Genomic DNA, 22,278 nt, shown 5'->3' on the forward strand with positions numbered 1-22,278 from the left:
AAAGCCATCAAATTTCTTTGATGGCTTTCTTAAAATTTATTTAAAATTTGAATCTTATTTATTCATTTGACCTTTTTTAGTAAAGTCGTACAATAAAGGAGATGCAACGAAAATAGACGAGAATGTACCAATTACGATACCGATTAATTTCGCAAACATAAATCCTTTGATTGATTCTCCACCAAATGCAAAGATGATTAATACGATTAAGAACGTTGATAAAGACGTATTGATTGTACGTGATAATGTTTCTGATGTAGAAATATTAATAATATCGTACAAGCTGTGGTTTTTCTCAACTGTTAAATTCTCACGAATACGATCCAAGATAATAATCGAGTCATTCATCGAATAACCAATTACCGTCAAAATCGCCGCGATAAACGCTTGGTCGATCTCCATATTGAAAGGTAAAATTCCTTTGAATAAAGAGAAAACTCCTAATACAATAATCACGTCATGCGCTAATGCGATGATAGTTGATAATGAGAATTGCCAACGTTTGAACATCACGATTAAGTAGAAGAAAATTGCAACTAATGCTAAAGAAACCGCTATATAAGAAGCTCTTGTTGTATCATCGGCAATTGTAGGACCTACTTTTGCAGAAGACATTAAACCAATTGTAGCATTATCTTCAGAGAAATCTTTTTCAGACATATTCGCTGGTAAATAAGATTTAAGACCTATATATAATTTGTCTTTGATCTCGTCATCTACATTTGTTCCGTCTTCATCCGCTTTGTATGCTGTTGTAATTTTTACTTGATTTTGACCACCATACGTTTTTACCTGTGGCATCATTTTTTCACCATCTAACACGAAAACATCACCCAAACTTTCAGAAATTTGTTGTGGATCTACGTGTTTATCAAAACGAACTGTATATGTACGTCCACCTTGGAATTCGATACCCATGTCAAATCCTTTTGTGAAGATAGAAATTAAAGCAACTACTGTTAAAACAATTGAAATCGCATAAGAGATTTTTCTTGTTTTTAATAAATCAACTTTAATATTTTGTAACCAGTGTGCTGTAAATGATGTATAGAAAGGAACAGATTTTCCTTTTGCTAAACGTCCTTCTACAAAGTAGCGTGTAATGAAAATCGCTGTAAATGTTGATGTAAAAATACCAATCATAAACGTTGTTGCGAAACCTACAACAGGACCTTTACCAAAGAAGAATAAAATTAATGCTGTGATAAATGATGTTGAGTTGGCATCGATAATTGCAGAGAAAGCACCTTTCCATGAATAAGCGAAATCTACTGCTTGACGTAATGATTTTCCTTTTCTTAATTCTTCTTTTACACGTTCGTAAATCAAGATATTCGCATCCATTCCTGTTACCAATGTCAAGATAATCCCGGCAATACCTGGTAAAGATAATGTAGCTTTAAGTGATACTAAAAATCCTAATAAGAATAATAAGTTAACGATTAATGCAACGTTAGCATAAATACCTGCACGGCTGTAGTAGAACAACATCCAGATTAATACTAATGCAAATGCACAACCAAAAGCGATTAACGAACTGTTGATTGCTTCTTGTCCTAATGATGGACCAACAACCTCAGCAGAAACGATTTTAGATGAAGCTGGTAAAGAACCTGCTTGTAAAATGTTTGCTAAATCTTTTGCTTCGTCAATTGTAAAGTTTCCAGAAATAACTGAGTTACCTCCTGTAATTTGATTACTGATGTTTGGCGCAGAATACACCATATTGTCTAATACAATTGCAACACCTTGACCTGGTTGTCCAGGACCTGCAGGTTTCAACTCGTCTGTAATACGAGACCACTCTTGTGCTCCAACTTGATTCATTTGCATTGTAACAACAGGCTCATTTGTAAGAGAACCAGGATTACGTTCACCAGCAGCAGAAACTACTTTATCTCCTTCGATTAATGGTTCTTGCGTTCCATTTTTACCTTTTAAGACATAAAACTCTAATAATTTAGGAGCAGATTTATCATTTGCTTGTTTACCTAAATTCATTGGCTTATTCGCCCAAGAGTATTTATATCCTCTAATATTTGCTGGTAATCCAGGTACAAAACCTTTGTCTTGCATCACACGATTTACAACAGCTGTATCTTTTACATTAACAACAAAACTTGCATTAGAACCAGCTGGTTGCATAACTTCTGCTAAAGTTTTGATTGTTTGTCCTTTCTCATTTTTTACATTATATTTTTCTGTATTAACGCTAGAAAAGTATTGTAAAACAGTAGGATCTTGACGAACAACTTGCCAAAACTCTAATTTTGCTGTAGATTGTAATAATTTTTTTACACGGTCTGTGTCAGAAACACCTGGTAATTCTACCAAGATACGTCCATCACCTTTATCACCTAAACGTTGAATTACTGGCTCAACAACACCAAATTGATTAATACGAGAGCTAATTACATCATAAGCTGTTGCAACTTTAGCTTCGATATCTTTACGGATTACTTCTTTTACCTGATCGTCAGAAGCATTGTACGCAATTTTATCCGCATTGTTTTTGTTTCCAAACAAATCTGCAGCTGCGTATTTTGTTCCTCCTTTTATTTTATCAAATTCTTGAAAAAATAATTCGACATAAGGTACGTTACCGTTTGTTTTTTGAGCTTTATCTGTAGCGTCCAAAGCCGTTGCCAACATAGGGTTTTGACTTTTCGCTGATAAATTCTCGATTAAATCTCTTTCAGAAACTTGTAAAATTACGTTGATACCACCTTTCAAATCTAATCCTAAATTGATTTCATTGTTTTTGGCATACCCATAATCGTACTTAATAATTCCCAAATCAAGAGGATGCTGAGCCAAGCTATCTAAAATTCTTGGTTCGTCTTCTGGCTTACTCGCCAAGCGCGCCGCCTCATGCTCCACTTTAGTTGTGTACCAAGTATAACTTAGTTGTCTGATACACAAGAGACTTAAAATAATTGCAAATGCTGCAATGAGCCATCTTCCTCGCATAATGTTTAATTGATAAATAAATTTTGACGGACAAATATAATAGTCTTGAAAATACTTTCACAATTTTTTAAGAATAAATCGAAAATCGATGTCCGTATTTCGAAATTCTTTATTCAAAAAATTAGATTTCCTTTTGGTATTTGTAGATGTAAATTGACGCTTTATTGGAGTCATCATCATTATCTTCGCACAAATACAAGGTATAATTCTTTCCAGATTCTTTATACAACGCTAAACCTTCGATTTTCTTATCATCAGAAATTTTTTGCCAACGCGTAACTTCCATCGCAACCAAATCTAATTCGCCAATAATAGAACCTTTTATTTCTCCATTAAACTGAGTTGTACTTTTAGATTCCACAGTTGCTGTAAACAAAACTTTTCCATCTACCAAAATAGCATCAGAAAAAGTAGTCGTTTCATTGTTGATTTTAGGTAAAGTTATTGGAAAAAAGTCAATTGATTTTCCTCTCAAATCATTTATCTTGCCTCCCACTCTATAAATTCCGTTTATGCCAGCAGGACCATTTCCTCTGTTGAAAAAATATGTACAATGTCCATCTGTAATAATTCCTTCGATGTTAAGATCTTTTTTAGATAAATTTGAAACCTTTAAAAATTCATCCAAAAGAAAACTATAATTATCGTTATGTACCTCTTTAGTTTTGATGTTATATGAAATCAAATCGAAACGATTTTCTTTAGAGCCCGATCCAAGAATGTACAAATGATTGTCAAATTTTGTAATCGCTTCAAAATCTGGTTTATCTTTTTTGGTGATATGTTTTGATTTTACTTCTGGATTCAAATCAACTTTATCCACTTCTTTTTTCTTTTTATTGTAAACGTACAAATGTGCTTTATCATCGGAAATCGTGTAAACATGGTGTTTATCAACCACTAATCCAGACGCCGCTCCAAGCCCATTTATGACAATTAAAACCTTAAGAATGAAATTGTAAAACAACATAGATGTAAGATTTATTTTTAAGAGGTTTCAAAAGTAATCAAAGAATATCAGAAACCTTGATAAATAACCATTTTTTTGAAAAAAAAGAACTTAAATTTGTAGCACTTAAAAGAAAATTGAGAGATGAAAAAAATTCTAAAAATTTACATTGACGCTTACAGCGGACTTTCGAAAGAATCTTGGATGTTAGCCATCGTAATGTTGTTGAACCGAATGGGTTCGATGGTTTTACCATTTTTAGGAATTTATATGATCTCCGAATTAGGATTTTCTTTAGAAAACTCGGGAATAGTTTTGAGTTGTTTTGGAGTTGGTTCTGTAATTGGTTCTTGGCTTGGAGGTTGGATAACAGATAAAATCGGAAACTTTAAAGTACAAGCCATCAGTTTATTTCTGAGTGCTCCGATGTTTTTGATTTTACCTTATTTTAAAACGGTAGAATCTTTTGCTGTTATTATGCTTGTTTTGAGTATTATTAGCGAAATGTTTCGTCCTGCAAACTCAGTTGCCATCACGCGTTATGCAAAGAAAGAAAATATCACTCGTGCTTTTTCGTTGAATAGAATGGCGGTTAATTTAGGTTTCTCAATTGGTCCATCAATGGGAGGTTTTTTATCTAATTATTCGTACGATTTATTATTCTATTGCAATGCAGGAGCTGCTTTGGTTGCTGGAATTGTATTCTTTGTCTTTTTCAATGGACGAAAAGAACGAAATGCTGCTACAGAAAATATTTCTGATAAAACAGTTGTCGAAAAAGAACGTAATGCATACACTGATACACCTTTCTTAGTATTCAATCTGTTTTGTGTATTATTCTCTATTGCATTTTTCCAAATCCTAAATACACTTCCATTATTTTACAAAGATGTAGTTCATTTAACACAAACAGAAATTGGATTATTAATGGGATTCAGTGGAATAATCATTGTTGTATTCGAAATGTTATTGATCCATTACACCGAAAAACGATTTTCAGTTACTCAACTTTTAGTTTTTGGTTCATTTGTCACAGCAATTAGTTATTTTATCTTCACATTTAGTCACACATTAGGTATGTTATATTTAGCAATTGGACTAATGTCTATTGGAGAAATGCTTGTTTTACCTTTGATGTCAACGGTAACAGCTTTTCGTTCGCAAAAAAATAACCGAGGAGCTTACATGGGATTGAACGGAATGACAGCTGCAATTGCCTTTATTGTTTCGCCATTTTTAGGAACTCACATTGCTACCGATTATGGTTTTAATATACTTTGGATAATCACCACAGTTATTTTAGTTATCGTAGCTATCGGATATCACTTTTTTACTAAACCACTTTTACCAAAAAATATTTAAGATTTTCTTATCTTCGATAATTATAAGTTGAAATCACATGAAAGTATATACAAAAACAGGAGACAAAGGAACAACAGGTTTATATGGAGGAACACGTGTCTCTAAAAATAGTTTAAAGATTGATTCTTACGGAACAGTTGACGAATTAAATTCTTATTTAGGATTAATTCGTTCATATGAAATTGATCCAGCATTAGAGGAAGAAATTATCATCATCCAAAAAGGTTTATTCAATCTTGGTGCTGAATTAGCAACGCCAGTCGATAAATTATACTTGGCAAATGGTAAACCTCGTATTCCGAAAACCGTTACTGAAGAAGATATTGTTCAATTGGAAGAATGGATTGATGATTTGGAAGGACAATTGGAACAATTGACACATTTTATTCTTCCAGGTGGAAATCAAGCAGCTTCTCATGCACATGTTGCGCGTTGTATTTGTCGTCGTGCAGAACGCTTAACAGTTGGTTTAGCTGAAGAAGAAGAAATCCGTCCAGAATTACAAAAATACTTGAATCGTCTTTCTGATTATCTGTTCGTTTTAGGGCGAAAAATTGCCACAGACAATAATCACGAAGAAGTAAAATGGATTCCAGGTGAATAAAAAAGCACTTTTATTTTTGAATGGCGAAATCCCTACTATTCTGCCTGATACATCAAATTATGATATGATTTTTTGTACAGATGGTGCATTTCATTATTTACAAAAATTACATATAACGCCCGATGTTATTTCGGGCGATTTTGATTCTTTTGAAATCAGTCAGTTTCCTCCTGAAACAGAAGTTATTTCTACTCCAGATCAAAATGACACAGATTTTGCAAAAGCCTTACAAATCATTTTGGATAAAGGTTTTGAACAGGTTGATGTTTTTGGAGCAAGTGGTCGTCAACAAGATCATTTTATTGGAAATTTGAATGCGGCTTATCGTTTCAAAGATCAAATCAATATTTTATTTTACGATAATTATAGTCAATATTTTTTCGCAGAAAAAGAAACAAAGTTAGAAGGCTATTTTGGACGAACAATTTCGCTCCTACCCTTTCCTGAATGTAAAAACATTGTCACAAAAGGCTTGGAATATCCGTTGAATAACGAAGATTTGAACTTACTTTCTCGCATAGGAACTCGTAACAAAGCCAATGAAGATGTGGTTACAATTGATTATTCAGAAGGTAATTTAATCATCTTTATCATCGATCAAGAATTTCCTATTTTGATTGCTTAATTTCACTATTTTCAGTGAAATACATCTTTAGTATTTTTTGTACATTTACTGAAAACCAAATTACTATGAATAAATTTTCAGTTATTGTAGCATCTATTTTAGCCGTTGGGTTAATTGCTGCAACATGTATATTAGGAAACGCTTACAAATACAAATTCAGAAGTTCTGAATCGATCAATGTTACTGGAAATGCTTTGAAAGATTTTAATGCTGATTTAGTCAAATGGCGTGCAACTTTTAGTCGCAAAGATTATGATTTGCGCATTGCTTCGGATCAATTAAAAGCTGATCAAACGGTTGTCAAAAACTTTTTGATTTCGCAAGGAATCAATCCAAAAGAAATTGTTTTTGAAGCGGTAAATATTTCAAAAGATTTTCAGTACGGAACAGATGCAAACGGAAATTCGATTAGTCAATTTACTGGTTATAATCTATCTCAAGACGCAACAATCGAATCGAAAGAATTGGATAAAATAGAAAAAGCTTCGCGCGAAATCTCTACATTAATTAGTCAAGGAATTGAGCTGAGTTCATCTAATCCAAATTATTATTACTCGAAATTAGAAGATTTAAAACTTGAATTGATTGCACAAGCTTCTGAAAATGCAAAACAACGCGCTGAAAATATTGCAACAAAATCTGGCACTAGTTTAGGAAAATTAAAACAAGCCGATTTGGGTATTTTTCAGATTACAGGAAAAAATGATAATGAAGAATATTCGGCTGGTGGTTCATTGAATACCACATCTCGCCAAAAAACGGCTCAAATTACTGTGAGAGCAAGTTATAACTCAAATTAAAAAATCAATAAAAAAAAGCTTCTTAATATTAAGAAGCTTTTTTTTTATTTAAATACTACTACAAGTAATACCAAAATAGATATTACAATAAGTACATCTACAAATTTAATTCTAAAATTACCAATTCCAAAACCTCTTTTTGTAGCATAATTTTTCTTTGATGACATTATAAATTCCAATTTCTAAAAGAAATACTAAAAGTGTGCCAATTATCTATCAAAATCTAATTTTTTATAAGTTGATGATAATTTAGAATCATAGGATTAAAACCATTTGACTAAAAATTTTAATTTCATGATCCTCAAATTCTTTCCCAATAGCATCAGATGTAGCAGTAATTAGTTCAGGTTAAAAAACATCCCTTTTTAAGTATTAATATATTAACAGTAAATATTTTTACATTTTAAAAAATTATCATATAAATTATAATTTTCCAACAACTTATTATGTTGTAAATTTGCCTTATGCTAAACAACGATACAATTTGTGCATTGGCAACTGCCAATGGAATGGGCGCTATAGCGGTTATTCGTATTTCTGGACCAGAATCAATTTCTAAAGTTGCTCAGATTTATCAATCAAAATTTAATTCAACTAAATCTTTGAATGACGCTTCTTCTCATACCATACATTTGGGTTATGTGATGGATGGAGATACCATTGTTGACGAAGCATTATTCTCAATATTTAAAAATCCTCATTCATATACAGGTGAAGATGTCGTAGAAATTTCGACACATGGATCGATTTATATTCAGCAAAAAGTTTTAGAACTTTTAAATAAAATAGGCATTCGAAATGCCAATCCAGGTGAATATACTTTCAGAGCCTTTTGGAATGGTAAAATGGATTTAACACAAGCAGAAGCTGTTGCTGATCTTATTTCTTCGGATTCTAAGGCTTCGCACGAAATTGCTATCAAACAAATGCGTGGAGGATTCTCTAATCAAATCAAAGATTTAAGAGAACAAATGATCAATTTTGCAGCTTTGATGGAATTAGAATTGGATTTTTCTGAAGAAGATGTTGAATTTGCAGATCGTACACAATTTTATGATTTATTGAATAAATTACAATCCATCTTAAAACGTTTAGCTGATTCTTTTGCTTTTGGAAATGTTATCAAAAATGGAGTACCAGTAGCTATTGTTGGTGCGCCAAATGCAGGAAAATCTACTTTATTAAATGCATTATTAAACGAAGAACGTGCTATTGTTTCGGATATTGAAGGAACAACTCGTGATACCATTGAAGAAACCATTTATATTGACGGTGTTGGGTTCCGTTTTATTGATACAGCTGGAATTCGAGAAGCTGGCGATACGATAGAACGGATTGGAATTGAAAAAACATTCGAAAAAATAGACAATGCTTCTATTATCATCTATTTGTATGATGCCAATATAACTGCTGATAATCAAATTGCGAATCAGTTAGATGATTTGCAACGTAGAGGAAAAATCTTGTTTAATGTTGCCAATAAAATTGATGTAAACAATAACGAATCAGCTATTTCTGATGCTATCAAACAAGAGTTTAAAGATGTTGTCCATTTAGAAATTTCAGCTAAAGATCAATATAATATCGAAGCATTGAAAGAAAATCTGATTCATCAAATTAAATTAAAAGGTACCAATCAGGATGATACAATCGTTACGAACTCTCGTCACTTAGAAGCATTACAAAACACACTTTCTCAAATTGGAAAGATCAAACAAGGAATGGACATGGGACTTCCTGGGGATTTGTTAGCAATGGATATCCGTGAAGCTTTAACATATTTGGGACATATTACAGGTGAAATAGATGTGGATCAAGATATATTAGGGACGATATTTGGCAAGTTTTGTATCGGAAAGTAACCTCATCAATACTAACATAGTACAAACATATACAAAACCTCTTAAAACATTGATTTTAGGAGGTTTTTTAATACTTCAAAGATACAAAAGAATAAATATGTTATATGTTTATTATAGTTATTTGTATCAAAAATTTGTACCTTATTTGTACCTTTGATAAAATCAGCAGAAAAATTTGAGTAAATTTTGACATTTTGGGCGAAATAAAGTCCCTTAAATACTCTTATTTCTCCTTAATGGATTTTAAATACTTTTAAAAATAGGCTAAATGAGTAGTACAAATATTAAGATTTTAAAACAATGCTTGAATTGTGGAAATATGTTTGAAGCACAAAAAACTACAACTAAATATTGTTCTCATAAATGCAATTCAAAACATTATAAATTAAGAAAGAGATTAGAGCTGAAAAAAGAAATTGAAGTTGATACTAAAGAAAAAATTAATAAAAATTTCAAAGCTAAAACAACACAAATTGATTTATTGAATATTAAAGATAAAGACTATCTTTCTGTAAGAGAAGTTGCTTATCTTATGAATTGCAATACAAAGACTATTTACAGATTAATAAAATCTAAAAGAATTAAATCAACCAATCTAAATGAAAGGTTAACAAGAATTAAAAAATCAGAAGTAGAAAAACTTTTTTAAAAGTTTTATAAAATCATACATAATCAACATTATCTACATAAACTATGGCAATAAAAGTAACTTTAAGAAAGAAACCCTTAAAAAATGGAAAACTTTCTTTGTATTTAGACTTCTATCCTCCTATTATTAGAAATGGAAAGTCAACAAGAAGAGAGTTTTTAGGTTTCTCTATTTATGAGAATCCAAAAGGACAAATAGAAAAACAACATAATAAAAACATAGAAGCAATTGCAGAAGAAATCGCTACAAAAAGAAGTATCGAATTGAATCGACCTGAGATTTATAATGATATGGAAAAGGCTCAACTTGAAAAGAAAAATAAAGAGAGCCAAAACTTTATTGATTACATAAAAAAGATAGCTGATAGAAGGCATGGCTCAAACTATCAAAATTGGATTTCTGCTATAATGTATTTAGAGCATTATACAAATGGTAAATTATTATTTAAGGATATAACTTTGACTTTTGCAGAAGATTATAAGCATTTCTTATTAACTACGAATAGTTTAAAAAGAAAGGATACTAAACTTTCTCAAAATACTGCATTATCATATTTCACAAAATTCAAAACAGCTTTAAAACAAGCTTTTGTAGATGAAATATTGAGTACAGATATAAATTCAAGGATTAAGAACATTAAAGAACAAGAAACGAATCGAACGTACTTAACGATTGAAGAATTAAATAAATTAGCGAATACAGAATGTAAAAATGATTTACTAAAAAGAGCTTCTATATTTTCTGCATTAACTGGATTAAGGTTTTCAGATGTAAAAAATTTAAGTTGGAAAAATGTCTATAAAACTAATGATGAATACTATATCAACTTTATTCAAAAAAAGACAGAAGGAGTTGAATATTCTCCAATTTCCGAACAAGCTTTTAATCTTTTAGGAGAAAGACAAAAAGATTCAGAGAAAGTATTCAATGGATTAAAATATTCTGCTTACCTCAACAAACAATTAACTGATTGGTTAAAAGATGCCGAAATAACAAAGGATATAACCTTTCATAGTTTTAGGCATACATACGCAACTTTACAATTAGCAAATGGTACTGATTTATTTACCATTTCTAAAATGTTAGGACATAAAAACCTTAAAACAACACAGATTTATGCTAAAATTGTAAGCGAATCAAAAAAACAAACCACTAATAAAATTATACTTGAATTATGAAAGATTTAGATGTTGATTTAAAAAAACTTTTTAAACATAAACTACTTACTCATACCTATTATAACCCTTTATTAAATAAAGAGGAATCAAATTATCAGACAGAAAAAATCATTAACAATGAAAAATATTTTGATTTATTGTTTGAGGAATATTTAAAAATTGAAGAAAAAGCTTTTGATAATACATTTTATAGATTTTCAAAATATGGTACTGAAAATAATATTGAGAACATAGAAAAATCATCTAAAAAAGGAAAAGAAGCTTTCTTAAAAGGAGATGATATGTCTAAGTATTATATTCAAGATTATACTAAACATAAAACAATTAGTATTATTGATAATGTATTTTCAAAGTATAGTATTTATGAAAGAGAATTTTTAAATTACTTAAAGACAGAAAAATCAAATACCAAATCAACTTTTAAATCGATATACAACTTAGTATCTAAAATTGAAAACTTAAACATTAAGTATGATGTTATATTCAACTTAATTAATTCTGATTTAAATAGAGATATTGTAATTCAAGAAACTGGATTAGTTTATTCTAAATTTTCAGAATTAGAAATTGAGAAGTTGAAAACCCAATGGGCTATTGCTAAAGGTAAATTAAATATTAAACTTTCTGAATATTTAGTTGAGATTGAATCTAATATAAACAATCATAATTATATTGCTGAGGATACTGATACAACAAATAGTCTTAGAGAATTGTTAACCAATTATGATGAATATATTGAATGGAATGAATTTTTTAAGAATTTGAATGATTATACAAATTTCCTCGATTTATTTACTAAGTATTTTGAAGGTAAAGAATATAATAAAGAGATTATTATTCATTTAAAAACTGGTGCAAAAACAAAATTCAATAAAAAACTTAATCTTATACAAAAAAAACACTCAGAAGAAAATAAATTAATCAATGATACAAAATATCTAACTTTTCTTAGACAAATAGAGCATTTCAAAGATGTTGATGATTTAAAAATTATATATAAAGCTATCCAAAGATAGAATCCCAAAATAATCCCAAAATCCCAACAAATCCCATTCTCAACTTTGTACCATAACATAAAAAAATATGGATTTACAAACAATTACTTTTAATGAATTGCCGAATGCAATGTCATTATTATTAGAGAAAATGAATGGATTAGAAAAACAATTAAAAGAATCGGCTCGATTCAATCAACCAATCATTTCAGATGAAGAAATAATTCTTGATGCAAATGAAGTTGCTCAATTATTAAAAGTTACAATTGGGACAATTAGAACAAAAACTTCTAACGGAGAAATTCCTTCAATGAAAAGATTAGGTAAAAACTACTATCTAAAAAGTGAAATCATTGAATATTTGAAGCAAGGTAAAAAGTTATCTTTTCAAGAAATCGAGGAGCAAGCTAATCAGTATTTATTAACTAAAAAAGGCTCAAACTAATGGAAGTTAATAAAACAAATAATTTGGCAAACTTAGAATCTGAATTAAACTTTGCTCCTTCGGATTTACCTAAAGATACGAATAATATAATAAGCACTATTGTTTCAGGCGTTAATAAGCACAAAATTACTCCAGCAATTGAACATTCTCAGTTGTATGAAGAGATATTGAAAGAGATTAAACCAATAGATTTTAAAGCAATTGTTTTTCCAAAATTAAAGGATTATGAAGAGCATTTAAAAGTTTTAGAAGTTGATTCTCCAGATTATAAAAAGGTTAAAGAATTAATTAAAAAATGTAAATTATTACAAAAGCATTATGTAATGGTTTCTATTGATGAACTTAAAAAACTCATCAAAAAAAATCGATTCGGACTATCCAAACACAATGGTAATATATATGCTTACAATGGTAATTTTTGGCAAAAAGTTGAAAAAGAAGAATTTCAAAACTTTCTTAAAAATGTAGCTTTAAAATTTGGAGTTGAAAAATATGATGCAAAGTATCATAGAACAATAGATGAATTACACAAACAATTTTTAGCAGATAGTTATTATAAAGCACCTCAACAAGATGCGAACAAAGTTCTCATTAATTTAAAGAATGGCACTTTTGAATTATCAGGTAAAAAGAAGTTTCTTAGAGATTTCAATCAGAATGATTTTCTTACTTATCAATTGAATTTCAATTATGATAAAGATGCTAAAAGTCCTTTGTTTAATAATTATTTGGATAAAGTTTTACCAAATAAAGATGTTCAAAAACTATTAGCTGAATATATTGGAAGTATCTTTTTAAAGAATGGTAATTCGTTATTAAAGATTGAAAAAGTAATGTTGTTATATGGCTCAGGTGCAAATGGAAAATCTGTATTTTATGAAGTGATTACTGCATTGATAGGAAAAGAAAATATTACATCTTATAGCTTACAATCGCTAACAAATGAAACTGGTTATCAAAGAGCAAAATTAGAAAATGTACTATTAAATTACGCACCTGAAATAAGTTCTAAGATGAATCCAACTATTTTTAAACAATTGGCATCAGGAGAAGAAGTTGAAGCTCGTTTACCTTATGGAGAACCATTTATTATGAGTAATTATGCTAAATTTTTATTCAATTGTAATGAACTACCTAAAGAAACTGAACAAACTAAAGGATTTTTCAGAAGGTTTATCATTGTTCCTTTTAACGTAACTATTCCTGAAGAAGAACAAGATAAAAGTTTACATACCCAAATCATTGACAATGAATTATCAGGTATTTTAAATTGGGCTTTAGAAGGTTTAGAAAGATTAATTGAACAACAAGGGTTTACGCAAGTAGATGAAGTAAATGAAATGCTTAAGCAATTCAAATTAGAATCTGATTCAGTTGCAATGTTTATTGATGAAGATTACAAGAAAACAACGGATAAGCCGATATTAATATCTGAGTTATATAAAAGATATAGAGAATTTTGTTCAGAAGGTGGTTTTTCATCTGTTAATTCTAAAAATTTCAAGAATCGATTAGATGCTTTAAATATTGAAATCAAACGTACTTCAGCAGGTAATATGGTATATGTTGAATTTAATAAAGAATGTCCTTTCTAATGAGTAATTATAGATTTCAATTTATGAAGGGTAAGAAAGAATCTTGCCCTTCTTGTAACGAAAAGAGAACTTACAGAAGATATGTTGATACAGAAACTGGAGAGGTTTTACCTTTAGAATATGGTCGTTGTGATAGGGAATCTAAATGCGGTTATTATTTGAATCCTTATACAGATAAATACCATTTGAAAGGGAATGATTATAGTTTTAATTACAATTATTACAACGTTCAGCAAGTAAAACCAATAGTAAACTATTATATACCTCAACACGTTTTAGATGAAACTAAATCGGATTATGATTGTAATACGTTTATTCAAAATTTACTTTGCAACTTAACTTATCCATTTAATTATGATGAGGTTTATCAATTAATCGAATTGTATCAATTAGGCACAATTACAGAAGGATATATGAGAGGAGCAATTACTTTTCCATTTATAGATATTAATCAAAAGGTTAATGCAATACAATGTAAGAAATTCAACATTGCGAACAATACAATCAATATAAATTATATACATACAATTCTATCGAAAAAATATGATAAGGAAAAGATAGATTTACCTCAATGGATTGAAGATTATGAATTAAATGATTCTAAGGTTAGATGCTTATTTGGAGAACATTTATTAAACAAATACCCTCATAATCCAATTGCATTAGTAGAAGCTCCTAAAACAGCTCTAATTGGCTCTATTTACTTTGGTTTACCTGATAACCCTAATAATTATCTTTGGTTAGCAGTTTACAATAAATCAAGTTTGAACTATGCTAAATGTAAAGCCCTAAAAAATAGAAAAGTAGTTTTATTTCCTGATACTTCTAAAGATGGTATAACTTTCAACGAATGGAAAGAAAGAGCTGAGAAAATTCAAGAACAATTACCAAATTCAACTTTTGATGTTTCTGAAATGTTAGAGCAGTTGGCTACTGATAAGCAAAAAGAGAAAGGAATTGATTTAGCAGATATTTTAACCAATTACGATTGGAAAACATTCCGAAATCTAAATTAATGTAGATAATGTAAAAAATGTATGTTTTTAAAAAACCTCATCAATTAATTCTGATGAGGTTTGTATTATTTTATTAATTCAAGTTTTTTAATTGCATCTTCAGCACGTAGTTTATCTGTACTAATAATTTTATTAATGACCTCCATTTTTTTCGTACCAACTGAATTTTTAATATTGGTTGAATTATCATTAATTTTCACAGTCTTTTTATTAGATTTTTCAATTAATTCTTTTAATAAATCCATAAAACTAAATTTTTAATAATCAAATATAATGTTTTATTTTAAATCGTCTACATTTATTAAGACAAAGTTATAATCTTTTGAATTATTTTTATCATAATTATAACTTATTATATCACTAAAACTAAAATTTTCAAAATTAGGTGTCTTAAAACCTTCATTATCATAATTTAACTCCATGTTATTAAAAATACAACCATAAACTTTTAAATATCCATTAAAATCTTTTAAATTATTAGATATAGACATTTTATATAGTCTATTTTTCGATTCTGTATTCCCCCATAATATAACCCTTGAATTAGAATACCTAGATAGAAAATCAATAGTACAACTAAATACTGTACTTAAAACTTTATTAACATCAGAATTATTATCTCTAGACTTATCTGTTATATCTTCACCTTCTTCAGTAATAACAACATTTCCAAAAGATAAATTATAAATTGTTGAATTTTCAAAAATTTTATCAAAAAAAACTCTTTTTATAATATCTTTTTCTCCTTTACTCGTAAAATTATACACTACCCTTTTATCAGAGCTCTCGATTAACTCATAATTATATGATTGATTTATTATTTCTTCCATTAATAATTAAAAATGCAATATTACTAAAAATAAAAATAATTAATTTAAATTTTTATTCATTTAATGGCTTTTGCTTTTAATAGATTATCTGAATTTGAGAATCTAATAATTTAATTCTCTATTGTATCAATAACTTTAGAATTATTAAACTTATGTCCGTTATCTGCTGTTATAATTAACTTACCTTTTCTATCCTTTGGAATTTTAATAAAACAGATGAAATTTTGAGAGTTTTTATAATTAAAAATTTGTTCTAGATAAACAATGTTCAAATCAGTTTTATTAATTAAAGAATAAGACATATCTCCATAAAATTGAATATTATTCTTCTTATTCAAATATTCAAAAACATTTATTTTAGGAAAAAAGTTTTCAGGATTAATTGGTTTTACATCAGTAGAAAGCTTTATTTTTAAATAAAGTATTCTTTCATCTTTTTCAGCAGTATGTTCTCTAAAATATGTAGTATAACTTGTATGTTCAAAATCCGTTTTTAATTTATTTACAAATTTTGATTTTTCTATTAATTGTACTTTAATACTATCAACATTTACTGCTTTATTGATTTTCAAGTTTTGTATTATTGATAAAGTATTAATAGAGTCTTTTATTATACTATCTTTTTCAGCTTGAATAACTTCTTGTAGCGTTTTTTCTTTAATGATTTTATCCTTACTATTTGTTTCATTACAAGAAAATATTGATAACAAAAAAATAAAAAAATAAAAGTATTTCATAATCTTAATTTTTATTTATTAAACTTCGTTTTGCTTGTTTAAACTCTTCTTCTGTTAATAATCCTTTATCTTTCAATGAAACTAATTTCTCAATTTCATCTGCGATACTAATAACATTATTATTTGATTTTTCAGCTAATAATCGAGTTTGTTCTTTATTGCTCTCTAATAGTTCCTTTTCTCTATTCTCTTGTTCTAAAGATTTTGACAATAACACAACTATAAATCCAATTAAAGGACTTAAAACTATTGACAACATAAAACCACCCAAAAAACCAATTTTTTTATCAGCTGAAATTACACCTACAATTACAGATACAACTACCCATATCATTAAATATACTATAAAATTATCTTCCATAAATTAGAATTTTACTTCATATTGATAATTCGCATCACTTTTATCCTTATAATAAAGAAAAAAAGCATCTTCAGTAAAATAAGCTACTCTAAACTTAATCTCTTTCTTATCTAAATTCCCTAAAATATAGATACCTGAATTTTCTTTTAAAATTTCATTTATCGTAAACGTTTTTTGAACATTTGATTCAGAATATTCCATACTACTTGTACCTAATCTATATTCCTTTACAACACTAAAAGTAGTCTTATCAGATAACTTAGATTTGAAAGCGTTATTATCTAAAACGGAGTTTGAATATGCAACACCAGTTAAAATCGTTTCAGTTGTACTACCTGCTTGCCAATATCCTCCCATTTTATTGCCTTCTGTATTTTGATGAGCTAAATAAATAACATTTGCACCCATCATAGCTGCTTGAATTTTAATTTTATTATAGGCTCTATTTCTTACTTTCTCCATACTCGAAAAAGTACTTCCTCCTTTTGCTTTTGCACCTATATCAGCAAGTTTGAATAAACCTTTAACTTCTGATTCTACATTTGAAATTGTTACTTTTTCAAAATCTTGAATTGAGTTTACTTTATTAAATGCTGAACCTTCATTAAAAATCTGAACTCGACCACTTTTAAGAACTATTTTTTGAATTGTATTTTTATAAGAAGTATTGATTAAATCTTCATTCGGATAAGTATATTTTACTGCATCTTCTGTAATTTCTTTGACATTTACAGCCAATCTTTCATTGTTAGAATAAATTGTATCTAATTGACAATATGAAGTTGTGCTAATTAATAAAGTTGATAAAAGTAAAAGTTTGTTTTTCATAAAGTAAAATTCTAAATATTAGTAATCTACGAAATTAATAAAAAATCAATAATCTATATTATGGAAAACCGTAATTTAAAATTATTCTTTTCTGTTAGTCCCTTCTGTAAAACAGATGTTTATTTCATTTTCTGTTTGTAATGGCTCTTCTCCACTTCCTAAATGAATTATATTAATCTTAGGAGATTCAATTGGATTTACTTGATTAATTTCAGTAGATTTTAGCTGAGGTATTACGAATTTAGATAATTGTAGTAATGCGTTGATTCTATCTTTAGGAGAAAGCTCTTTTAAATCATCAGAAATGGTTTCAAGATTATCAGTAAGCAATTGATTAAATTTTTCTCTAATATCAGATGTTACTTTGTTCTCAACACCTTTTTTTCTTCCTCCAGTTTTAAATCCGTTAGCCATTATCTAAATATCTCTACTTTAGATAAAGTTACGAAATATTAAATTGCTTATATTTAACAAGAAATATCAGAAAGAATCTACTAAAAATATTTTCTGATATATGTTGATTATTGTTCTGTTTTAATCAATTTTGTACCCTATTTGTACCTTTTAATTTTAAAATCTTATTATTAGATACTTTTCATTTTTTGTATCGGGAAATAAATCGGATAATAACGGATAACAAAAACCTAACAACTACTTAATATAGTGATTGTTAGGTTTTTTGTTTTTATATTTGGTGGTAGTTAAAAGGATGTTGTTATTCCTTTTCTTACACCAATTGTACACCAATTATTTTAATTTTTAAATTTTGATGTACAAATGTACACCATCAAATATAATCGTTATGAAAATCACGCTCAAACAAAGAAAAATTTCAGAAAATAAAATTACGCTTTATCTCGAATATTATAAAGGATCTACAACTACTGTAGAAGGGAAGAGAAAACATCTCCGAGAATTTGAGTATTTAAAACTATATATTAATCCTAATCCAACTAATGCTGATGAAAAGAAAAAAAATAAAGAAAATCTTGAATTAGCAGAAAATATATTAGCCATTCGAAAAACAGAATTTCTACAAGGTAAGTTTGGTATGGTAGATAGAGAAAAAGCGAATATTACACTTTATGAATATTTTGATCTATTAAAAGAACATCGATCATCGTATTTATCGAATTATGGAACTTGGAAATCTGTAAAACGTTACATCGATCAATACTTCCATCCTTCTACTACTCTTTCAGAAATAACCATAGATTCTATAAATGGTTTTAAAAGGTTTTTAGACGTTGATGCAAAAACCAAACATGGTACACCTTTAAAACATGGTTCAAAATATTCTTATTTCAACAGATTTAGAGCAACAATAAAACAAGCTTACGAAGAAGGTTATATCACAAATCATAAACTCTTAAAAATAAAACCTTTTGAAGAAAAAGAATCTCAACGCGAATATTTAACTTTTGAAGAACTTCAAAGTCTAGCTGTTACCGATTGTAAATATGAAGTCGTAAAACGTGCATTTCTTTTTAGCTGTTTAACAGGTTTAAGATGGAGTGATGTTTTCAAACTAACTTGGAATGAAGTGCGTGATGAAAATGATGAACATCGAATCTTTTTTACTCAACAAAAAACTGATGATTTAGAATATATGTACATTAGTAAACAAGCACGAGAACTTCTCGCTGAACGAAACTATGCGAATCCAAGAGTCTTTGTTAATCTAAACTATGGTACAGGAACTAATACTGAAATATTACGTTGGTGCATGAAAGCAGGAATTACAAAACATATTACGTTTCATTGTGCTCGACATACAGCTGCAACCCTATTATTAGAAGCTGGAGCAGATTTATACACCGTTATGAAAGTCTTAGGACATAAAGATATTCGTACAACACAGATTTACGCTAAAATCGTTGACAAAAGATTAAAAGAAGCATCAAACTTATTACCAACTTTAAATTTAGAATTATGATAAAAATTATTCTATTGTCAGTAATTGCTGTTATAATTATTACAACTTTTATTATTTATTATAAATTTATCTTTGATAAAAAAATAAGAAATTTTATAGAAGAAGGTAAATTTCATTTTACTCAAAAAAATGAAAGAATTAAACTATTTCATTTTCTACTTTTTTTAATTACAAATTCTGTATTTATAATATTACTTATAAAGAATACTGGGTTGAATAAATTAGATATAATATTATTTTTGATAGTTAATATCTCATTTCTAATAGTTTCATGGTGGATTAATATTAAATTCCCACTAGAACATAATCAAATTAATATTGATGAAATTGGTAATTCAAAAATATTAAAAGCAACTCAGACAAACATACAACTAGAAAAACATTATAATATTTTAAATACTGAAAATAACGTTAAAACAAATCGGAATAGTAAAACTTCAAATAACTTAAAAGAAAAATGTAAAGTTATTTTTACTGACGAACAATTGAAAAAAATTTACAATTTCTTTGTTGATAATGATCTATTAGGAGATATAAATATGGAATTTAAGGAATTCAAAGAAAGTTTCTTGATTAAACCTTTAGTGATTAAAATGACAGTTCCAGCTCTTCGTGAATTCTATGATCATTTAGAAATGAATGAAAATATTACTTTTAATGATATTACAAATGATTTTTTAATTTTTTTTATAAAGTCCAAGAATAATAAAATATATCCTTATGATCAATTCACTAAAGGTTATAAATCAAATTCAAGATATTATGATAAAATAGTTAAATTATTTGAAAAATTTTAGTGGTATTCCAACCGTTCCAACTTTTACCACTTTTCGGTTAGTGTAGTTTTACTGGTGTAATCATAAAAACATTATACCAATGGACAATTTAATTTTAGAAAAATTATTAAGTATAGAAACATTATTACTTGATAAAAAGAAGGTATTAAACCCAGACGAATTAGCAAATTATACAGGCTATTCTAAATCGACAATTTACAAGATGGTACAAGGAAATATTATTCCCTATTCCAAACCCAATGGAAAGCATTTATTTTTTGATAAAGAAGAAATAGATGAATGGCTACTATCTAATAAGTCGAAAAGTAAACTTCAATTGCAAAATGAAGCCTCAAAGTATGCAAATAGTAGAAAATAGAAAAGTGATTATTCCCCAATAATCACTTCTAATATCATTAACAAAGCAAATGCTATGTTGTTTCAAATTCTGTGAAGCAAATATAAGGCATTTCATTTAAAATCAGAAACATTATGAATGAAAATGTTATGTCGAATTCTGTATTCGATAAGCTAGAGTATTTCCTTAATTCAAAATATCTTATAAGATTCAATAATATAAGTTTAACCTATGAATATACTTCAATCAATTCTCAAAATTGGGATGAATTGAATGTAGATAGGTTATTTATTGAAATTGAGAAAAATGGAATTAAAGTATCTTACGATAAACTATTAATTTATCTGAAAGCTAGTATTGATCATTATAATCCTATTGAATTTTATTTTCATAATTTACCAAATTGGGATGGTAAAGATTATATAGATGCTTTATGTTCAAAAATTGAATTAAACAATGATGTTGATTTTTTTAAACTTCAATTCAAGAAATTTTTGGTCAGAACAATTTTATGTGCTTGTGAAAAAAAAATAGTAAATAAAAATGCAATAATCTTCTATAGCCCAAAACAGAATATTGGTAAGACAAGTTTCATCAGATATCTCTGTCCTCCTACACTTCAAGATTATATCACTGAGAACATTAGTAATGATAAAGATTCTATCATTAAAGTTGCTACAAACCTAATAATCAACCTTGACGAAATGCAAAATTTTCTTTCTAATGATTTAGATTTTGTAAAATCACTCATTTCAAAAGAAATGATTAATGAACGACTTCCGTATGCTAAAAAATCTGAGCGAATCGTTAGAAGAGCAAGTTTCTTAGGTTCAACTAATAGAGCGCATATATTGAAAGATAATTCGAATGTTCGTTGGTTGGTTTTTGAAATTCAATCATTTGATTTTTCTTATAGTAAAATTGATATTAATAAAGTTTGGAGCCAAGCCTATCATTTAGCTTATAAAGACTACGATTTCAATCCATATCTTACTTCAGAAGAATTAAACTACAACGAAGAGAAAAACAAGCGATTTAGGGCATTTTCTAAAGAGGAAGAAGAATTACTATCATTTATTGAAGAAAGTGAGAATGAAAATGATTTTATAACAGCTACTGACCTTTGTTTTGGACTAAGAAAAGTTTATTTACATAAGAACCCTGTTTCATTAGGGAAAGTTTTAAACAATATTGGTTTTAAATCAAAACGAGTCGGTGTTGAACGTACGAAAATGTATCAAATAAAGTTCACAGATTATTATCAAAATTTTTTAAAAATCTAAAAACAACCTATTCAACCTATTCATCTTATTCAAACCCTCTATTAATAAGGGTTCATTTTGAGCAACTTTATTAAATTAACCTATTCCAACCTATTCATTTAAGAAAAAAGTGAATAAGA

The 22,278-nt window shown here is 28.2% G+C and carries 23 protein-coding genes; 15 read left to right on the plus strand and 8 right to left on the minus strand.

Features of this window, described 5'->3' with window-relative positions:
* Positions 1–54 precede the first annotated feature (54 nt).
* Both secD and ACTS9J_RS10380 read right to left on the minus strand, forming a co-directional pair.
* Positions 55–2,970, minus strand: coding sequence for a protein translocase subunit SecD (secD, locus tag ACTS9J_RS10375; protein WP_448353199.1), 2,916 nt, complete (start codon positions 2,968–2,970; stop codon positions 55–57).
* Between the two features lie 121 nt (positions 2,971–3,091).
* Positions 3,092–3,940 (minus strand): DUF6929 family protein, encoded by an 849-nt coding sequence (locus tag ACTS9J_RS10380; protein WP_125350687.1) that lies wholly within the window; start codon positions 3,938–3,940, stop codon positions 3,092–3,094.
* A gap of 123 nt (positions 3,941–4,063) precedes the next feature.
* Between ACTS9J_RS10380 and ACTS9J_RS10385 the strand changes: the two genes are divergently transcribed.
* From ACTS9J_RS10385 to ACTS9J_RS10435, 11 genes are all read left to right on the plus strand, one after another.
* Positions 4,064–5,281 carry an MDR family MFS transporter gene (locus ACTS9J_RS10385; protein ID WP_219034569.1) on the plus strand — a complete coding sequence of 406 codons (1,218 nt, stop codon included), beginning with the start codon at positions 4,064–4,066 and terminating at the stop codon, positions 5,279–5,281.
* 37 nt (positions 5,282–5,318) lie between these two features.
* The gene (locus ACTS9J_RS10390; RefSeq protein ID WP_125350685.1) at positions 5,319–5,885 is read left to right on the plus strand and encodes a cob(I)yrinic acid a,c-diamide adenosyltransferase; all 567 of its coding nucleotides are present in this window, start codon (positions 5,319–5,321) and stop codon (positions 5,883–5,885) included.
* Positions 5,878–6,510: a thiamine diphosphokinase gene (locus tag ACTS9J_RS10395; RefSeq protein ID WP_448353200.1), complete on the plus strand. Its 633-nt coding sequence runs from the start codon at positions 5,878–5,880 to the stop codon at positions 6,508–6,510. The genes ACTS9J_RS10390 and ACTS9J_RS10395 overlap by 8 nt, the downstream gene beginning before the upstream one ends.
* A gap of 65 nt (positions 6,511–6,575) precedes the next feature.
* Entirely contained in the window at positions 6,576–7,310 is a 735-nt protein-coding gene (locus ACTS9J_RS10400; protein ID WP_291065994.1) for an SIMPL domain-containing protein, read from the plus strand.
* Positions 7,311–7,774: 464 nt separating this feature from the next.
* Complete coding sequence (mnmE, locus tag ACTS9J_RS10405; RefSeq protein WP_115000468.1) at positions 7,775–9,172, plus strand: tRNA uridine-5-carboxymethylaminomethyl(34) synthesis GTPase MnmE; 1,398 nt, start codon at positions 7,775–7,777, stop codon at positions 9,170–9,172.
* A gap of 268 nt (positions 9,173–9,440) precedes the next feature.
* On the plus strand, positions 9,441–9,821 hold the full coding sequence (locus ACTS9J_RS10410; protein WP_448353201.1) for a helix-turn-helix domain-containing protein: 381 nt from the start codon (positions 9,441–9,443) through the stop codon (positions 9,819–9,821).
* Between the two features lie 44 nt (positions 9,822–9,865).
* Entirely contained in the window at positions 9,866–10,999 is a 1,134-nt protein-coding gene (locus ACTS9J_RS10415) for a site-specific integrase (protein WP_171622153.1), read from the plus strand.
* A complete protein-coding gene (locus ACTS9J_RS10420; RefSeq protein WP_280049986.1) occupies positions 10,996–12,015 on the plus strand; it encodes a hypothetical protein in 1,020 nt (339 codons plus the stop codon). Before ACTS9J_RS10415 ends, ACTS9J_RS10420 begins: the two co-directional genes overlap by 4 nt.
* Before the next feature lie 67 nt (positions 12,016–12,082).
* A complete protein-coding gene (locus ACTS9J_RS10425) occupies positions 12,083–12,439 on the plus strand; it encodes a helix-turn-helix domain-containing protein (protein ID WP_448353202.1) in 357 nt (118 codons plus the stop codon).
* Positions 12,439–14,034, plus strand: coding sequence for a DNA primase family protein (locus ACTS9J_RS10430; RefSeq protein ID WP_448353203.1), 1,596 nt, complete (start codon positions 12,439–12,441; stop codon positions 14,032–14,034). The genes ACTS9J_RS10425 and ACTS9J_RS10430 overlap by 1 nt, the downstream gene beginning before the upstream one ends.
* The gene (locus ACTS9J_RS10435) at positions 14,034–15,050 is read left to right on the plus strand and encodes a DUF6371 domain-containing protein (RefSeq protein WP_448353204.1); all 1,017 of its coding nucleotides are present in this window, start codon (positions 14,034–14,036) and stop codon (positions 15,048–15,050) included. Before ACTS9J_RS10430 ends, ACTS9J_RS10435 begins: the two co-directional genes overlap by 1 nt.
* Positions 15,051–15,115: 65 nt before the next feature.
* Here the strand turns inward: ACTS9J_RS10435 and ACTS9J_RS10440 are convergent, their stop codons facing one another.
* The 6 genes from ACTS9J_RS10440 to ACTS9J_RS10465 form a co-directional block, all read right to left on the minus strand.
* Positions 15,116–15,295 (minus strand): hypothetical protein, encoded by a 180-nt coding sequence (locus ACTS9J_RS10440; protein WP_448353205.1) that lies wholly within the window; start codon positions 15,293–15,295, stop codon positions 15,116–15,118.
* A gap of 33 nt (positions 15,296–15,328) precedes the next feature.
* The gene (locus ACTS9J_RS10445) at positions 15,329–15,880 is read right to left on the minus strand and encodes a DUF6934 family protein (RefSeq protein WP_448353206.1); all 552 of its coding nucleotides are present in this window, start codon (positions 15,878–15,880) and stop codon (positions 15,329–15,331) included.
* A 110-nt stretch (positions 15,881–15,990) separates the two neighbouring features.
* Entirely contained in the window at positions 15,991–16,617 is a 627-nt protein-coding gene (locus ACTS9J_RS10450) for a hypothetical protein (protein ID WP_448353207.1), read from the minus strand.
* 4 nt (positions 16,618–16,621) lie between these two features.
* Positions 16,622–16,978 carry an SHOCT domain-containing protein gene (locus ACTS9J_RS10455; RefSeq protein WP_448353208.1) on the minus strand — a complete coding sequence of 119 codons (357 nt, stop codon included), beginning with the start codon at positions 16,976–16,978 and terminating at the stop codon, positions 16,622–16,624.
* Between the two features lie 3 nt (positions 16,979–16,981).
* Positions 16,982–17,806, minus strand: coding sequence for a hypothetical protein (locus tag ACTS9J_RS10460; RefSeq protein WP_448353209.1), 825 nt, complete (start codon positions 17,804–17,806; stop codon positions 16,982–16,984).
* A gap of 81 nt (positions 17,807–17,887) precedes the next feature.
* Entirely contained in the window at positions 17,888–18,220 is a 333-nt protein-coding gene (locus ACTS9J_RS10465; RefSeq protein ID WP_125350794.1) for a hypothetical protein, read from the minus strand.
* 388 nt (positions 18,221–18,608) lie between these two features.
* Between ACTS9J_RS10465 and ACTS9J_RS10470 the strand changes: the two genes are divergently transcribed.
* The 4 genes from ACTS9J_RS10470 (at position 18,609) to ACTS9J_RS10485 (ending at position 22,159) form a co-directional block, all read left to right on the plus strand.
* On the plus strand, positions 18,609–19,742 hold the full coding sequence (locus ACTS9J_RS10470) for a tyrosine-type recombinase/integrase (protein WP_448353210.1): 1,134 nt from the start codon (positions 18,609–18,611) through the stop codon (positions 19,740–19,742).
* Positions 19,739–20,539, plus strand: a complete 801-nt coding sequence (locus tag ACTS9J_RS10475) for a hypothetical protein (RefSeq protein ID WP_286500663.1) — start codon at positions 19,739–19,741, stop codon at positions 20,537–20,539. Before ACTS9J_RS10470 ends, ACTS9J_RS10475 begins: the two co-directional genes overlap by 4 nt.
* Positions 20,540–20,618: 79 nt before the next feature.
* A complete protein-coding gene (locus ACTS9J_RS10480; protein WP_284583556.1) occupies positions 20,619–20,897 on the plus strand; it encodes a helix-turn-helix transcriptional regulator in 279 nt (92 codons plus the stop codon).
* Between the two features lie 113 nt (positions 20,898–21,010).
* Positions 21,011–22,159: a VapE domain-containing protein gene (locus ACTS9J_RS10485; RefSeq protein WP_286500665.1), complete on the plus strand. Its 1,149-nt coding sequence runs from the start codon at positions 21,011–21,013 to the stop codon at positions 22,157–22,159.
* Positions 22,160–22,278 lie beyond the last annotated feature (119 nt).

The sequence above is a fragment of the Empedobacter sp. ULE_I140 genome (assembly GCF_053482575.1).

Coding starts and splice junctions, on each gene's coding strand:
- secD (WP_448353199.1), bottom strand. CDS start 2,970: ATGCGAGGAAGATGGCTCATTGCAGCATTTGCAATTATTTTAAGTCTC.
- ACTS9J_RS10380 (WP_125350687.1), bottom strand. CDS start 3,940: ATGTTGTTTTACAATTTCATTCTTAAGGTTTTAATTGTCATAAATGGG.
- ACTS9J_RS10385 (WP_219034569.1), top strand. CDS start 4,064: ATGAAAAAAATTCTAAAAATTTACATTGACGCTTACAGCGGACTTTCG.
- ACTS9J_RS10390 (WP_125350685.1), top strand. CDS start 5,319: ATGAAAGTATATACAAAAACAGGAGACAAAGGAACAACAGGTTTATAT.
- ACTS9J_RS10400 (WP_291065994.1), top strand. CDS start 6,576: ATGAATAAATTTTCAGTTATTGTAGCATCTATTTTAGCCGTTGGGTTA.
- mnmE (WP_115000468.1), top strand. CDS start 7,775: ATGCTAAACAACGATACAATTTGTGCATTGGCAACTGCCAATGGAATG.
- ACTS9J_RS10410 (WP_448353201.1), top strand. CDS start 9,441: ATGAGTAGTACAAATATTAAGATTTTAAAACAATGCTTGAATTGTGGA.
- ACTS9J_RS10415 (WP_171622153.1), top strand. CDS start 9,866: ATGGCAATAAAAGTAACTTTAAGAAAGAAACCCTTAAAAAATGGAAAA.
- ACTS9J_RS10420 (WP_280049986.1), top strand. CDS start 10,996: ATGAAAGATTTAGATGTTGATTTAAAAAAACTTTTTAAACATAAACTA.
- ACTS9J_RS10425 (WP_448353202.1), top strand. CDS start 12,083: ATGGATTTACAAACAATTACTTTTAATGAATTGCCGAATGCAATGTCA.
- ACTS9J_RS10430 (WP_448353203.1), top strand. CDS start 12,439: ATGGAAGTTAATAAAACAAATAATTTGGCAAACTTAGAATCTGAATTA.
- ACTS9J_RS10435 (WP_448353204.1), top strand. CDS start 14,034: ATGAGTAATTATAGATTTCAATTTATGAAGGGTAAGAAAGAATCTTGC.
- ACTS9J_RS10440 (WP_448353205.1), bottom strand. CDS start 15,295: ATGGATTTATTAAAAGAATTAATTGAAAAATCTAATAAAAAGACTGTG.
- ACTS9J_RS10445 (WP_448353206.1), bottom strand. CDS start 15,880: ATGGAAGAAATAATAAATCAATCATATAATTATGAGTTAATCGAGAGC.
- ACTS9J_RS10450 (WP_448353207.1), bottom strand. CDS start 16,617: ATGAAATACTTTTATTTTTTTATTTTTTTGTTATCAATATTTTCTTGT.
- ACTS9J_RS10455 (WP_448353208.1), bottom strand. CDS start 16,978: ATGGAAGATAATTTTATAGTATATTTAATGATATGGGTAGTTGTATCT.
- ACTS9J_RS10460 (WP_448353209.1), bottom strand. CDS start 17,806: ATGAAAAACAAACTTTTACTTTTATCAACTTTATTAATTAGCACAACT.
- ACTS9J_RS10465 (WP_125350794.1), bottom strand. CDS start 18,220: ATGGCTAACGGATTTAAAACTGGAGGAAGAAAAAAAGGTGTTGAGAAC.
- ACTS9J_RS10470 (WP_448353210.1), top strand. CDS start 18,609: ATGAAAATCACGCTCAAACAAAGAAAAATTTCAGAAAATAAAATTACG.
- ACTS9J_RS10475 (WP_286500663.1), top strand. CDS start 19,739: ATGATAAAAATTATTCTATTGTCAGTAATTGCTGTTATAATTATTACA.
- ACTS9J_RS10480 (WP_284583556.1), top strand. CDS start 20,619: ATGGACAATTTAATTTTAGAAAAATTATTAAGTATAGAAACATTATTA.
- ACTS9J_RS10485 (WP_286500665.1), top strand. CDS start 21,011: ATGAATGAAAATGTTATGTCGAATTCTGTATTCGATAAGCTAGAGTAT.